Here is a 12,463-nt window from a genome sequence, read left to right on the forward strand (position 1 = left end):
TTTACACCCACATCAAGCGTAATAGTCAACCGCTCTATCGCTATGTGAAACCTGTATGGTTTGGCTGGTTAATACCTCGTCAACACCGTCATCGAGCCCCGGCATCCCGGATGCAGCCCCACTCGATTGGCCTGCGCCGCTTTGTTGCTGCTGACCCGATGCCATTTGTTGGGCACCACTGTCTTGCTGTTGGACCGAGCCTTGGGCTAATTGTAGCCCTTGCTGCTGTAACATTTCACGCAAACGCGGCATCGCTTGTTCGACGAGATCGCGTGCTTGATGGTTGGCGACGGTAATGTGCACAGTCGCTTGGTCATTGTTGATACCCAGCTTAATTTGCATCCGGCCTAATTCAGGTGGATCAAGGCGAATATCAACCTGTTTCAAATTTTTCGACAGCATTACATTAACGCGCTCACTGAGTGCCGCGCCCGCTTCTGCAGGCGATTGTCCCATGGGTAAGGGGGCTTGAGCATTTTGTGCTGCTTGCATATCTTGACGCGCAGTATGTGCTTGCGCCGATGATGTTCCTAAGCTAGTCGCTAACTGTTGCATCAGTGTATCGGAGCGTGTCGACCCACTACCATCCACTCCCGCTGCTTTATCCGCGTTTGCCGCCTTCTCAGTCATGGCTTTTACCGCAGCTTTGCTCAACCCTGCCGCTTGCGCCTGCTGACTAGCTAGCGCATTCGCGCCCGCCTGTCCTAATTGAGCGGTCAACGATGAAGAGGCCTTACTGCTGCTCTCCCCGTCACCGGCATGCAATTGATAAGTCGCTTGATTAGCTTGACGCTGCTTGTCCAGATTGTCTGCCGAACGCGCAGCCAACGCTGCGGCGATATCTTTAGCCACAACCGACTCTTTACCCTTTTTTTCAGTTTCATCCGCGCCGGCTTTGGCCTCGGCCCAAGGGATCGATGCCGACGCGAGCTTCATCGCTTTGTCTGGCTGTGCAGATGCCGACCCTTGTTCGTCACTGCTGAGGCAGGTCCCGCTGCGCGCCTGTTGATTAGCTCTCACTTGCGCTACCAGTGCTGCCAACTGATCGGGCGACAATTGCGCCAGCGCCTGTTCTGGATCGACATCATCAGGAAGCTGCCGTGACAACGTCTCTAACAGTGCTTCTCGCGAGACCTTTTGCGCTTGGGCATGCTCGTGCATCTGTTTCTGCAATGATGCTAACGCTTTGTCGTTTAAAGCTTTGTCATTTAACGCCTCTTTGTCGGCGCCTGTCATTTTGTCAGCATTGGCCATTAATTCACTACCCGCTTTGATAGGCAAATCTTTGCCATTCAGCGTCGCGGCAGCTTGATTTAGGCGTGCAAGCAGTGCTTCCCCTTCCTCCATCGCGGTCATATCGGCAATTTGGGCCATTTCTGCTTCACTGAACATGCCATCTGCCAGCATGGCCTCTGCATCGATCATTTGGCCATCAACCAGTAAGGTTTTGCCATCCGCCATCAGCTCAATGGGCAACTCGCCCTCCGCGCCATCTTGTTGAAGCGTTTGCCGTAATGTCGCTAGAAAGCCCGCTTCTGGCGACGCCTTAGCTTGTCCAGCTGAAGGCTGACCCTCGCTTGGCGTTGGCGCGATGTTGGCAGATAAATTAGAAAGCGTCAGGTTAGACTGCGTCATAGGTCTCTCATCATTACCGTGTAAATCACCTGTTCGCGAGGCGAATACTCGCTCGTCGTGGTAATGACAAAGCAATTATCGCGCCATTATAAGATTAAGAGAAGGGGGAAGGACGACGGCGAGCAATAATCGCTGCCATTTCATCCATTTGGCGCTGCTCTTGATAGCGTTCTCGCTCCGCTTGCTCACGTTCACGCTTTTCAATTAGCCACTCTATCGATTGCCGATACTGCCGCGCTTGCTGCCAGGTTTGTTGGCAGTTATCGAGATGCTCTTTAAACTGATGTTCAGCATCTCGCTGTTTTGCCAGGGTTTCATCCAGCTGGACAATGAATTTGTTTAAGTGGCCAAATGCACTGGCCGATAAGCCTTGCTGGCCGCGGTCACTCATTTGCCGACAATACTCCAAGCGGTACTGCTCGATTTGCTCAAGCTGGCGATAATAATTATCCAAAGATTGCTGCGCCGCGACAACGGCAAGCTGCGCCTGCTTTTCATCCTCTTGGGCTTTATCCAATAGCAGTGTCAGTGCATGATCAGCCATCGATTACCCCTGCAAGGTTGAGCGTAACATGTTGACACACATATCAAAGGGGACCACTTCTTTCATGCCTTGCTGCAAATACCCATCCAATCGCGGCTTAATACTAAATGCTTGGTCAACCGCTGCATCTGAGCCTGGCTTGTACGCGCCGATTGAGACCAAGTCTTGATTTTTTCGGCAAACGGACAACACTTGCCGCACCGCTTTAGACATCAGAATTTGCTCTTCACTGGTGATGTTTGGCATCACACGGCTGACCGAACGCTCAACATCAATTGCAGGATAATGCCCACTGTCAGCCAATTCGCGCGATAACACGATATGCCCATCAAGAATGGCGCGGGCTGCATCTGCAATCGGATCTTGTAAGTCATCGCCTTCAGTGAGTACAGTGAAAAACGCCGTGATAGAGCCTTGCCCAACCGCGCCATTACCGGCACGTTCAACCAACGAAGGCAAACGCGCAAAAACCGACGGCGGATACCCTTTGGTGGCCGGTGGCTCACCAACCGATAAAGCGATTTCTCGCTGCGCTTGCGCAAAACGAGTCAAAGAGTCCATTAACAAGAGCACATCGAGCCCTAGATCGCGAAAATATTCGGCAATGGTCAACGCAGTTTGGCACCCTTTGAGGCGCATAAGTGGTGACGCATCGGCAGGGGCTGCAACCACCACGGCACGCGCGCGTCCTTCCTCTCCGAGGATATCGTCAATAAACTCTTTGACTTCGCGACCACGCTCGCCAATGAGCCCCACCACAACCACTTGTGCGGTCGTGCCTCGTGTCATCATGCCAAGCGTGACAGACTTACCTACCCCCGAGCCTGCAAACAAGCCGATACGTTGCCCTTTGCCGACGGTTAAAAGGCCATTAATCGCCTTAATGCCGACATCCAAAGGTTCACGAATCGGCTGGCGCGCCAAGGGGTTGATTGGCGTCCCTTCTAAGCTAGCACGCTTATCAGTATAGATATCGCCCTTTCCATCCAAAGGGTTGCCCATACCGTCGATCACTCGGCCGAGTAATTCCATCCCCACCGCCAAATGACCTCGCTCTGCCAGCGGCGTCACACGTGCACCAGGAAGCACACCAGACACTTGCTCATTGGGCATCAGATAAAGTAGCTCACCGGCGAAACCAACCACTTCGGCCTCAATAGTGCCATTAAGGGTATCGACCGAGCAGACAGAGCCAATCGGCGCGCGACAGCCAATGGCCTCAAGTGTCAATCCCACCATACGGACCAATTTCCCCGATGCGACGGGTTTGGGGGCGAGATTGTCAACTTGCCAGTGCTTGAGTCGCTCTGCCAATGCACTCATTACTCACCTTTGTCCTGATCCACTGATGCGTTTTGCTCAGCCGAAGGTGCTTGCTCATCTTGTGAGCTAGCTTGAGAATCGAGCTCTGACGACGCATGCTCTTGCGGCGCGTCCGCTTCCTGTTGCGCGTGATCACGCATGGTTTGCTCAGACTCTGTAACAGGGTCCGTTTGTTGGTGCGCAGCGTCCGACGGGCGCGCTTGGTTTTTACCATGAAACTCTCGCAACAAGGTGTCGACACGCTCGGCAAGACGGTAATCCACCACCGAGTCTTTCGCTTTTACGTGCACATCGCCACGAGACAGTGCTGGCTCGGATTGTAACGTCCAATCGCGCGCGGCAAGGGTATCTGGCCCGTACGCCTCACTGACTAGCGCGTGATCATCTGGGTGTAGGGAGACAGTAACGGGGTGATCAGCAATCGGCAGTGCCTCGATGGCGGCGCGTAAGGTTTGTAAGATCACGTGCGGATTGGTCTGCACTTCGACGCCAATCAGAGATTTGGTCAACGCTTGCACCATCACTAGCAACTGCTGTTCGACATCTTCATTGACCTTTTCGAGCGGGTGCGTAAGCTGATTTAAAATTCTATCTAGATGCTGGCAGCGCTCCTCGATCAGGGCTTGCCCAGCGGCAACGCCTTCGTCAAAGCCTGCTTTTTTACCTTCTTCGTGGCCTTTCTCGCGCCCCTCTTCAAGACCCGCATCTAACCCCTCACGATGACCAAGCTGCTTGCCCTCTTCATGGCCCTCATCGTAGCCTTGTTGACGAATCGCTTCGAGTGCGTCCGCGGTTAAGGGTTCAGGCGCCAGCTCCGACTCTTCTGGTTCCGGTTCGGGCTCCGGCTCCCAACTCGGATCATAGTTGAGTGCGGTTTCTTTGGGTAAAGACTGCTTGTCGCCGTAAGGAGGCAATTCCCAACGGTCAATGGTTTCAGTCTGTGCCTCGTCAGCACGAATGTAGCCACGACGCTTATCTAGGCTCATGATTTACCTCTGATACGTGAATGGCCTAAACGAACTCGTCGCCGCCGCCACCAGTAAGCATGATTTCACCCGCATCCGCGAGACGGCGCGCGATAGACAGGATCTCTTTCTGAGCCCCTTCTACATCTGAAACACGGATCGGTCCCATGGCTTCGATATCGTCTTGCAGCATTTCTGCCGCACGCTTAGACATGTTGCGGTAGATTTTCTCACGCAGATTATCTTCCGCACCTTTAAGCGCTTTTTGCAAGACTTCTTGCGGCACGTCACGCAGCATAGTTTGARTACCGCGATCGTCGACATCGATAAGGTTGTCGAATACGAACATCAGATCTTGGATTTGCGAGGCCATCTCTTCGTCTTGATCGCGAATCGAGTCCATCAACACGCCTTCAATACTGTTGTCCATGTAGTTCATGATCTCGGCTGCGGCCTTCAAGCCACCAATTTTGGCTGCTTGCGCCCCCGCTTGGCCGGCGAACTGTTTCTCCATGATTTCATTCAACTCGTGCAATGCAGCAGGCTGAACTTCTTCGAGGTTGGCAATCCGCATCATCAGATCTAACCGGTCACGTTCAACGAACTGCGAGAGGATCTCTGCGGAATGCTCGGGGTCGAGATACGAAAGCACAATGGTCTGTATCTGCGGGTGCTCGTTGATAATGATGCTCGCCACTTGACGCGGATCCATCCACTTGAGTGAATCCAAGCCTTTCGAGCCACTGCCAAGCAAAATCTGATCGACCAAGTTGTTGGCTTTGTCTTCACCCAGCGCGGCTACCAATGCATTACGAACAAAGTCTTCACTGCCCATCCCAATCGAGGTGTATTTTTGGATTTCCTCGAGAAAGGCGCGGTGAACAGCAGCCACTTTATCGGAGTTAAGGTCAGTCATTGAGGTCATGGCCGCACCGACGCGTTGCACCTGTTTTGGCTCAAGGTGGCGAATAATACTCGCCGCATCTTGCTCACTCAGGCTCAACAACAAAATTGCTGCCTTTTCAATACCACTCAATGAGTTGACATCAAAGCTGGTACCCGGTTGCTCTTCACCGCCGGTTGTCGCGACTTCATTTGCCATCTTGCATTACCCAGTTCTTCACAGCTTGTGCGGCTAGGTCTGGCTCGTTCGCCACCAATGCCCGCACCGCTTTCAACAAATCTTCATCTTTGTGTAAGTTTGGCAAGGACACATCCGATGATGACATCGCAAAGTTACTTGAGCCATCAAGCTCCGAACCAATCAGGCCAATGTCATCACCGTCAGGGGAGATGGGCAAGCCATCGGGTCCCAAGATCTCGCCATTGGGTCCGACGGTATTGCCATCCTCGTCGAGCGCTGGGTACAACAGTTTTTTCATGGCTGGGCGGATAAGCACCAAGATAACCACGATAATCACCAATGCCGCAGCCATCCAGCGCACCCAGTCGTTGAAGTTTGGATGCTCCCAAATCGGCACATCCATCGCAATATCTTGTTCAGGCTCAACAAAGGGCACTGCGATGACTTCAATCACGTCCCCACGCGCTTCACTGAAACCGACCCCGCCCATCAACAAACGACGAATTTTTGCGATTTCATCATCGGTCAGTGGGGTTTTCACCACATCACCGGTTTCTGGATCCACACTTTGCTTAAAGTTGACCGCGACCGAGACGGTCTGGCGGTCAATAATGCCAGACTGTGCACGACGGTGGCGGATGGTAGTGTCCAATTCAAAGTTTCGCGTGGCTTCACGACTGACCGAGCCCGTGTCTCCTGCGCCACCATTTTTCAAATCTTGAACATCTTCAGGAATCGATGCGTCCGCTGGTGGCTGGTTACTTAACGCTCCCGGGATCCCTGCGACCATATCACTACTATTGTAGTCTTCACGGGTGTACTCACTGCGCGTGGCGGGCGTATTGGGATTAAATTGCTTTTGAGTTTCTTCTAGCGAACTAAAGTCCATCGACACATCGACTTGCGAGGTATAGTTACCCAAGCCCAATACAGGGATGAGAATAGAATCGATTTTGTCACGTAACTGGCGCTCTTGCTTACGCTCAAGCTCATATTCTTTGCGGCGTGCTGCCGTGGCAGGATCTTCACTCCCCGAGTTCAACAAACGTCCATGCTGATCGGTTACCGTTACACGGGTCGGTTTCAGGGATGGAACGGCAGAGGCAACCATATCGACAATCGAGTCAACCTCTTCTTGTCCGAGTGTATTCGCGCCGCCAAGCGTGAGAAATACAGTTGCTGAGGCTTCTTGATTGTGACGCACAAACACGCTTTGCTTTGGCATCGCCAGCAGCACGCGTGCTTTGCGGACATGACGGACTTCTTCAATCGCGGCGGCAAGTTGACGTTCGCGGCTCAATTTTAAGCGCTCGCGCTCCAGTTGTTGTGAGACGCCAAATCCCATGTCATTAAGAAGAATATCATCGCCTTCAGCGGTCGCGGTGTTTAACCCCGCCCGGGTCAGTCCCAAACGAATCGATGAGTATTCATCCGCAGGGACACGAATCGTATTGCCATCTAGCTGATAATTAATCTTTTCTTGATCGAGGTGATCAAGCACCGGAATTAGCTCCTCGGTTTCATACGAGCCCAGTGGACGCATTTCGGGTTCTTGAACCCAGAAAAACAGCATCATAATCAACGCGACGCAGATAGCGACCGCTAACACGAGGATCATTTGACGTACCATGTCCAAGTCGCCGAATAGCGAGTCAGACTTGGCAGACTGCTCTAACGCATCCGGGTCTTGTACGTCTTGATCCATCTCTGGCCCAAGCTCCGTGGAGGGCAATGCTGCCGCCCCTTCGGAGACTGCCAGATCGGTGTTTTGATTCTCTTCAGCCACTGGTTAATTCCTACATTACACTGGCATATTCATCAGTTCTTTGTACGCTTCAACCAGCTTGTTGCGGGTTTGAACCGTTGCATCGAATGCCACACTCGACTTATTACGTGCGATCATCACATCCGACAAACTGACACTGCGGTCGCCTTCATCAAAGCGCGTGGCAAGTTCACCCGATGTTTTTTGTAATCCGTTAACATGGTTGATCGCGCTGGCCAGCATATCGCCAAATTCTTGGCTCACTTGTTGGCCCGTCGCAGGTTGCGACACGTTTTTCGCGGCCACCGCCATGGCTTGCATCTCTTGGGTCAGGGCATTGGCTTTCATCGTCGATCCTTACTGTGTCAATTTTTTGTCAATTTGGTCAGAATTTATCCGCCATGACAGCTAACTTGCAACTTTGAGGCCACGTTGGCAAAGGCCTCACATCCTAGGGAGTTAGCTTGGAATTTCAATCCCAGCATCACGCATTTTGGCTAATTTATAACGCAATGTTCGTGGACTGATCCCTAACCGCTCCGCCACTTCTTTGCGGCGACCTTCACAGGCGCGAATAGTGTCTAGAATAATAGCAAACTCTTGATCTCGCAGCTCATTCCCCAATCCAGCATTGCCATTGATGCTTGGATCGGAAAAGGATGCCGCTGACGTTGCAACCGATGGTGCCACCGGCTGGCTATCCATCACCCGGTGCTGTAAGCCGGATGCATCATGCCAATCATGGCCTTCTAGCAAAATATCACTCGCTTGAATAACGGCATTGCTCGCTAGAATCAAAGCGCGCTGCATCACGTTGTCGAGCTCACGGACGTTGCCGGGCCATGGGTAGTGGAGTAGCTTCTGCTCTGCATCTTGACTTAACGTAGGACACGGCATGCCTTGTTTTTGACAGTGGCGTGACAACAAATGACTCGCCAGTGGGATAATATCGCCGGGCCTGTCTGTGAGTGCTGGCCAGGTAATAGGAAAGACGTTTAACCGATAATACAGATCTTCTCGGAAATGCCCTTCGCCCACATACTCTTTGAGATCGCGGTTACTGGTGGCCAATACACGGACATCCAGTTGAATGCTTTTTCGGCCCCCTAAGCGTTCCACTTCACGCTCTTGAAGTACTCGTAATAACTTAGCTTGGAGACCCAAATCCATTTCGCTAATTTCATCCAACAAAATGGTGCCACCTTGGGCTTGCTCAAATTTTCCTGGACAAGCTTGCACGGCGCCAGTAAATGCACCTTTTTCGTAACCAAAAAGCGTCGCTTCCAGCATGTTTTCTGGGATGGCCGCGCAGTTAATCGCCACAAAAGGCGCCGCCACGCGCGCGGAATGATCGTGGATATATCGCGCCATTACTTCTTTACCCGAGCCTGACGGCCCCAAGATCATTACATTGGCATCGGTCGCTGCCACTTTGTCGGCCAACGCCATCAATGCAACACTTTTAGGATCCGCGACAATGGCGTCCGAGCTGTCCGCTTTAACCGGAGCATAACGGCTGACCATGTTGAGTAGCACTTCAGGCGCGAACGGCTTGGCCATATAGTCAATCGCCCCTTCTTTCATCGCGGCCACTGCATCTTCAATGTTGGCGTAGGCTGTCATCAATAACACCGGTAAATTCGGGGTGTTATTTTTGATGGTTCGCAGCAGAGCGAGCCCGTCCATTCCGGCCATTTGGACATCGGAAACGACAATATCGACCGCCTCTGATTTTAAGGTCAGCAAGGCTTGCTCAGCACTATCGGCCTCAATCCAGTGATATCCGGCAAGGGCAAGCGTATCGACGAGGGCCTCACGCAAACCTTCGTCATCTTCGACGATCAGGACAGTTGTTTGGCTCATTGTGTTTCTCCTACGCTATCACTGCTTTGTGCAGCAGGTGTGTCTGCCAACGGCAAGCACAGTGTAAAACAGGCGCCTTGACCCGGCTCTGACTGAAGCGTCAAGGTGCCTTTATGGGCATGGCAAACCATTTGAACAACGGCAAGCCCTAACCCCGTCCCTTGCTGGCGGGTGGTAAAAAAGGGCTCTAGCACTTTCGCCTGAAGCTCAGGCGCGATACCCGGGCCATTATCGGCTACCGATAACAAGAGACTGTTCTCATGCGTGCGCGCATCGACCACGACTTGGCACGCCTTTCCCGCAACCTGAATAGCATTTACCACTAAGTTACTCAGTGCGCTCGCTAAGGCATTCACATTTCCCAGCAAGGTCACGCTTTCGTCATCACTATTGATGGCAAAATCAACATTTTTCCCTTGAACGACCGCGTCCACCATAGGCTCAAACTCATTAAAAAGCTGCTCAACCGTAAACCGATCAACCACTTTGTTATCGCCCCCTTTAGCGAATAACAGCATGTCATTCACTTGCTTCTCGAGATCGTGCAGCCTATCGAGCAACTTCAACTGGAAACGCTGTCGGGTGGCTTCATTCAGGTTGGGCGCACCTAAATTCGCCGCATATAACATGGCGCTGGATAACGGTGTTCGCACCTGATGTGCCAAGGAAGCCACCATTCTCCCTAAGGATGATAGCCGCTGTAGCTCACTGACCCGTGATTGCAGCAAGCGCGTCTCTGTCATATCGGTAATCAAGATCAATTGGCCAGAATCTGATGCCGATATAGCAAGCTTTACACGGCGACCATCTTTTAACGACACCTCATGCCCATCATCATCACGCGGAGAGAAGGCGCGTTGGATCACGTCAAACCAACGTTCTTGCGTGAGTGGTTCACCCAACAAGCGACGTGCCTCTGGATTGGCTTCTGCCACTCGGCCGTTTGAATCAAGCAAGATCACACCAGCAGGCATGACATCCAATACTTGTTTATAACGCGTAACTTGTTGATCCACTGATCCCAGTGGCGACGATTGGCTTTCCATCTCGGTAATACACGATTTGATAAAGGTTTTATCCAATTAAGCAGGGATTATGCCATAAAAATAGTTATTTATATCATGCAATTAGAAACAAAAAAGCGAAGTCATTTTTTTGACTCCGCTTTTTTGACACACGGTCGGTTTAAATCAGTTCTTCTTTATTTAGCCCGTATTTCCGCATCTTTTCTACTAGCGTCGTCCTTCGCATACTCAGCATATCTGCCGCGCGAGCGACCACGCCTGATTGCGCCTCCAAGGCTTGTCGAATCAGATCAACTTCGTAATCCGCCAGCATTTCTTTTAGGTTAACGCCTTCCGGTGGTAGCACGACCGCGCCTGGGCTATCGTGAAAGCCTGGCATCTCATCCATCATAGGATCATCGTCGGGCTCACTAAACATCGCCGTTAAGGCATCACGTTCAGCCACAGCGGTTTCTTCCACCGAATACGCTTCCGGCTGAAATTCTGGAATATCACTGTAGCGATATTTAGCTGGAAGGTGGTTGACGTCAACAAGCTGCCCCGGATACAAAATCGCAAGACGCTCAATGAGGTTGGCGAGCTCACGTACGTTACCTGGCCACTCATGCTCCATGAGCGAGTTAATCGCGCGTGGCGAGAGGTGTACACGGCTGCTTCCTTCACTATCGAGACGCGACATCAGCTCATGTATCAACATAGGAATGTCGTCAAGACGCTCTCTAAGCGGCGGCATTTCGATCGGAAATACGTTTAAGCGATAGTAAAGATCTTCGCGAAAATCACCTTCTTCAATCATTTGCTCAAGCTGGCGGTGTGTGGCCGCCACCACTCTAACATCCGCGCGAATACTCTTATTTCCCCCGACTCGCTCAAAGGTGCGCTCTTGTAACACCCTTAGCAGCTTAACTTGCATCGGCATGGGCATATCACCAATTTCGTCAAGAAATAAGGTTCCACCCTCGGCCAACTCAAAACGTCCTTTACGCGCGGAAATCGCCCCCGTAAACGCGCCTTTCTCGTGACCAAATAGCTCGCTTTCTAAAAGTTCTGCTGGGATTGCACCACAGTTGACCGGCACAAAAGGACCAGATGCTCGTGAGGAAGCATGATGAATGTGTCGAGCGACCACTTCTTTACCGGTCCCTGACTCACCCAGGATCAATACATTCGCTTCGGTAGCAGCCACTTGGTCTACCAAGCGACGGACTTGCCCCATCGCCTCGCTCTTACCGACCATGTTGTGAAAGGCGGTATTGTCACCGCTAAGCTGCGGGATGCTAAATGCCTGTTTGCCTGCAAACTCTCGACAGTGGTGAAGTGCGTCAAATAATTGCGGGTAGTTAAGGGGGAGACCCAGTTCACCAACATAGTTTGGCAGTCCTGAAAGCTCACGGTCGTGGCGACGTATCGCGATAACAGGAACATGATGATAGGTAGCAAGCTGCTCAAGTACCTTTTCAAGCAAGGCAGAAGAGCGGACGTGGCCAAGAAAACATGCGCCCCAGTTTTGCTCCCAAAGTGCGTCACTGACATCTGCTGTCGAGTGAAGCGCGTAACGCTCGCCAATAAAGTCGAGTATCACGCCGAGATCGTGACGAAACTGGTCATCGTCATCGATAACAAGGATTTTTGCTAAATCTTGCATGTGTGAGATACGTCTGCCCTGATAGATATATTATTGTTGTCACGTGCCAAAAAGCCGCAACAAACTCAATTTTAATCAAGACATTGTAATAGAGAACGCGCATAAGGCAACWGGAGACACAGTAARCCTGTGACTCCAGTGCCATGTCAGTCTTTTGGTAGGCTGTTTAGCTGGTCGCTTGGGTCAGATTATGGTATTCGGACGGAATCTGGTCCCATGCCGATTTTATCTCACGTAAAATCTCAATCACATCGTCGATGGGTTCCGGTTTATTTTCCAAATTCGCCTCACTGACTTGGCGAATCATAAAGTCATAAAGCGCATCCAGGTTGTTGGCAATTTCGCCTCCATCATCCATTGATAGACAAGCGCGGAGATTGATAATGATATCCAACGCTTTACCTAACCGCTCACCTTTGACGGATAAGTCGCCTTGTGCCATGGCGGCCTTGCCCTGAATCAAGCGTTCAATCGCACCGGCCATCAACATCTGTATGACCTTATGAGGCGACGCGGCGCTTAATTGACTGTCAACAGAGACCTTTTTATAGGCCTGTAGTGAGCCTCTCATAGTCTTCCTCACCTATTGAAATTTCTTATACAGCTGCACAGAT

The 12,463-nt window shown here is 51.7% G+C and carries 11 protein-coding genes; all 11 read right to left on the minus strand.

The window, feature by feature from the left end; genetic code table 11:
* Positions 1 to 12: 12 nt before the first annotated feature.
* Positions 13 to 1,635 carry a flagellar hook-length control protein FliK gene (locus tag BZG83_RS02740; protein ID WP_077479276.1) on the minus strand — a complete coding sequence of 541 codons (1,623 nt, stop codon included), beginning with the start codon at positions 1,633 to 1,635 and terminating at the stop codon, positions 13 to 15.
* A gap of 94 nt (positions 1,636 to 1,729) precedes the next feature.
* A complete protein-coding gene (fliJ, locus tag BZG83_RS02745; protein WP_077479277.1) occupies positions 1,730 to 2,179 on the minus strand; it encodes a flagellar export protein FliJ in 450 nt (149 codons plus the stop codon).
* 3 nt (positions 2,180 to 2,182) lie between these two features.
* Positions 2,183 to 3,502, minus strand: coding sequence for a flagellar protein export ATPase FliI (fliI, locus tag BZG83_RS02750; protein WP_077479278.1), 1,320 nt, complete (start codon positions 3,500 to 3,502; stop codon positions 2,183 to 2,185).
* Positions 3,502 to 4,488 (minus strand): flagellar assembly protein FliH, encoded by a 987-nt coding sequence (fliH, locus tag BZG83_RS02755; protein ID WP_077479279.1) that lies wholly within the window; start codon positions 4,486 to 4,488, stop codon positions 3,502 to 3,504. Before fliH ends, fliI begins: the two co-directional genes overlap by 1 nt.
* A 25-nt stretch (positions 4,489 to 4,513) precedes the next feature.
* Positions 4,514 to 5,569 carry a flagellar motor switch protein FliG gene (fliG, locus tag BZG83_RS02760; protein ID WP_077479280.1) on the minus strand — a complete coding sequence of 352 codons (1,056 nt, stop codon included), beginning with the start codon at positions 5,567 to 5,569 and terminating at the stop codon, positions 4,514 to 4,516.
* Positions 5,559 to 7,337: a flagellar basal-body MS-ring/collar protein FliF gene (gene fliF, locus BZG83_RS02765; protein WP_077479281.1), complete on the minus strand. Its 1,779-nt coding sequence runs from the start codon at positions 7,335 to 7,337 to the stop codon at positions 5,559 to 5,561. The genes fliG and fliF overlap by 11 nt, the downstream gene beginning before the upstream one ends.
* Positions 7,338 to 7,352: 15 nt before the next feature.
* The gene (fliE, locus tag BZG83_RS02770) at positions 7,353 to 7,664 is read right to left on the minus strand and encodes a flagellar hook-basal body complex protein FliE (RefSeq protein WP_069587134.1); all 312 of its coding nucleotides are present in this window, start codon (positions 7,662 to 7,664) and stop codon (positions 7,353 to 7,355) included.
* 111 nt (positions 7,665 to 7,775) lie between these two features.
* Positions 7,776 to 9,179: a sigma-54-dependent transcriptional regulator gene (locus BZG83_RS02775; protein ID WP_077479282.1), complete on the minus strand. Its 1,404-nt coding sequence runs from the start codon at positions 9,177 to 9,179 to the stop codon at positions 7,776 to 7,778.
* Positions 9,176 to 10,225: a sensor histidine kinase gene (locus BZG83_RS02780; protein ID WP_077479286.1), complete on the minus strand. Its 1,050-nt coding sequence runs from the start codon at positions 10,223 to 10,225 to the stop codon at positions 9,176 to 9,178. Before BZG83_RS02780 ends, BZG83_RS02775 begins: the two co-directional genes overlap by 4 nt.
* 139 nt (positions 10,226 to 10,364) lie before the next feature.
* Positions 10,365 to 11,849: a sigma-54 dependent transcriptional regulator gene (locus tag BZG83_RS02785; RefSeq protein ID WP_077479283.1), complete on the minus strand. Its 1,485-nt coding sequence runs from the start codon at positions 11,847 to 11,849 to the stop codon at positions 10,365 to 10,367.
* A 166-nt stretch (positions 11,850 to 12,015) separates the two neighbouring features.
* Complete coding sequence (gene fliS / locus BZG83_RS02790; RefSeq protein WP_069589317.1) at positions 12,016 to 12,420, minus strand: flagellar export chaperone FliS; 405 nt, start codon at positions 12,418 to 12,420, stop codon at positions 12,016 to 12,018.
* Between the last annotated feature and the right edge of the window lie 43 nt (positions 12,421 to 12,463).

Origin of the sequence: Salinivibrio sp. PR919, from assembly GCF_001995355.1 — a bacterium.
Lineage (GTDB): Bacteria > Pseudomonadota > Gammaproteobacteria > Enterobacterales > Vibrionaceae > Salinivibrio > Salinivibrio proteolyticus.

What these genes read in the sequence shown, in the direction of transcription:
- fliS (WP_069589317.1), bottom strand. Translation starts at nt 12,420, where the DNA reads ATGAGAGGCTCACTACAGGCCTATAAAAAGGTCTCTGTTGACAGTCAA.
- fliH (WP_077479279.1), bottom strand. Translation starts at nt 4,488, where the DNA reads ATGAGCCTAGATAAGCGTCGTGGCTACATTCGTGCTGACGAGGCACAG.
- fliE (WP_069587134.1), bottom strand. Translation starts at nt 7,664, where the DNA reads ATGAAAGCCAATGCCCTGACCCAAGAGATGCAAGCCATGGCGGTGGCC.
- BZG83_RS02780 (WP_077479286.1), bottom strand. Translation starts at nt 10,225, where the DNA reads ATGGAAAGCCAATCGTCGCCACTGGGATCAGTGGATCAACAAGTTACG.
- BZG83_RS02740 (WP_077479276.1), bottom strand. Translation starts at nt 1,635, where the DNA reads ATGACGCAGTCTAACCTGACGCTTTCTAATTTATCTGCCAACATCGCG.
- fliI (WP_077479278.1), bottom strand. Translation starts at nt 3,502, where the DNA reads ATGAGTGCATTGGCAGAGCGACTCAAGCACTGGCAAGTTGACAATCTC.
- BZG83_RS02785 (WP_077479283.1), bottom strand. Translation starts at nt 11,849, where the DNA reads ATGCAAGATTTAGCAAAAATCCTTGTTATCGATGACGATGACCAGTTT.
- BZG83_RS02775 (WP_077479282.1), bottom strand. Translation starts at nt 9,179, where the DNA reads ATGAGCCAAACAACTGTCCTGATCGTCGAAGATGACGAAGGTTTGCGT.
- fliJ (WP_077479277.1), bottom strand. Translation starts at nt 2,179, where the DNA reads ATGGCTGATCATGCACTGACACTGCTATTGGATAAAGCCCAAGAGGAT.